Here is a 2,255-nt window from a genome sequence, read left to right as displayed (position 1 = left end):
GTAAGTAGTGATATCTTTAACTTGTTGAATGATTTGAATAATTTGACTTATGATGGTAATAGAAAGATTACTATGGATCAGAAGAATGAAGTATTCAAGATTGTTGATAAGAAAGCAAAAGCTGAACCAAAGGACATTGCGAAAATACTTGGAACTGATTTGTCCAATATTTCAGGATTTAGAATCGATAAGAAGAAAAATCCTTTAAAGAGTGAATTTAAAGGATATGCAAAGTTAAAGAAATGTTTTAAAGAATGTGGAGAAACTATATCTCTTAAAGATTATGAAGCATTAGACCAGATTATCGAAATTCTAACAAATAGAAAAGGTATTGAAGAAAGAAAGCAGTTATTGAATCTTGTCAACTCTTCATTGATTACTGATGAAACTGTTAATAAGCTTGCAAACCTAGATGGTATTGCGAATTATCATAGTTTATCTCTAAAGGCCATGAAAGAGTTAAATGAAGAAATGTATGTGTCTAACTATAATCAGATGCAGTTGATTCAGCAGATTCATAAAGGAAAAGATGTATCTGTATTAAAGGGTAAGAAATCTATTGAAGCTGATGATACAGCTATTCTTTCACCAGTAACTAAAAGAGCACAAAGAGAGGCATTTAAGGTAATTAATGCATTAAGAAGAGAATATGGTGAATTCGATACAATTGTAGTGGAAATGACAAGAGAAAAGAACTCAGCTGATCAGAAAAAGAGCATTAATAACAGACAGAAGTTCTATGAAGAGAAGAATAAAGAAGTAGATACTTTATTAAAGGAAAATGGTTATAATCCTGATAAGATTAATGGTAAGACTAAGATGAAGGTCAGACTTTATCTGGAACAGGATGGAAAGAGTGCTTATACATTAGAACCTCTTATTCTAGGTGAAGTTATTACTAATCCGCGTTATACAGAAATAGGCCATATTATTCCAATTTCTATTTCATTAGATGACTCTTATAACAATAAGATTCTAGCTACTGCAAATGAAAATAAAGCAAAAGGTAATAGAACACCAATTGATGCTTATAATAAGCATTTGTTTGATAATCCAGCACTAGGATTAAGTGGTGATTTACAGACTTATATCTCTGCTGTACAGTCTTCTAAGAGATTCTCTAGAAGAAAGAAAAATTACTTATTGTATAAAGATGATATCACTAAGATGGATGTTGTGCAGAAGTTTATTGCACGTAACTTGATTGATACCAGTTATGCAAATAGAGTGGTATTAAATACCTTAACAGACTACTTTAAAGCAAATGAAATTCCTACTAAAGTATTTACATTGAATGGTAATATCACTCATAAGTTTAGAACACAGATCAACTTGCCAAAAGATCGTGAAAAGGATTACTTACATCGTGCAGTAGATGGACTCATCATTGCATCAGTTAAGACAATGAGACTTCTTAATGGTTGTCTTGCAAAGTATGAATTAAAAGATTTACACGATCAGAATACAGGAGAAGTAAAGAAAGTTCCTGGTAAAGAAGAATTCTTTGATCCTAAATACATTGAGTTTATCTCTACATTAAAGAATATCTACGATGAAAGTAATAAATACTATCGTGGTATTATGACTAGAGATCAATTGGCATATGCGCCAATTAAGATTTCTCATAAAGTAGATACTAAACCTAATAGACAGGTTGCAGATGAGACAATCTATTCTACAAGAATTGTAGATGGGCAAGAAAAGAGAGTAATGAAATTTAAGGATATTTATGATCCTAAATTTAAGAATCTGGCAGAAGATATTGTGAACGGTAAAGCAGAAGATAAATATATTATGGCTAAGAAGGATTCTGCAACATTTAAAGAGATTGTTAGAATTGTACAGAACCATTATGAAACATTTAAAGATGATCCTAAACAGTATGTAAAGGATAAAAAGGGTGTAAAGTTGAAGGGAGAAAACCCATTAACAGCTTATAAAGAAGAGTTTGGTAAGATTCGTAAATTTTCAAAGAAAGGTAATGGTCCAGAAGTAACCAGTATAAAATGTTATTATAAGACATTGGGAAATTATATTGATATTAGTAAGAATTATAAACTAAAGCAAGGAAAAAGAGTGGTTTTAATACAAGTTAGTCCTTATAGAACAGATTTTTATCGTGATGTTGATGGAAAAATCAAAATGTTAACAGTTCGATATAAGGATGTATACTTTAAAGAAACTGTAGGATTATACTATATAGATCATAATTGGTATAAATCTGAAAAGAGTAAGAAAAACATAAGTGATAAGGC

1 protein-coding gene is annotated in these 2,255 nt (G+C 30.4%); it reads left to right on the top strand.

The annotated features are described in order from the left end of the window. On the top strand, positions 1–2,255 hold a 2,255-nt coding region (gene cas9, locus ACT8VG_RS10375; protein ID WP_444195823.1), incomplete at both ends, for a type II CRISPR RNA-guided endonuclease Cas9.

This window comes from Catenibacterium sp., assembly GCF_052354645.1.
GTDB classification, from domain to species: Bacteria; Bacillota_I; Bacilli_A; order Erysipelotrichales; family Coprobacillaceae; genus Catenibacterium; species Catenibacterium mitsuoka_A.
Note: the sequence above shows the minus strand (reverse complement) of the source record. Positions and strands in the feature narration are given on the sequence as shown.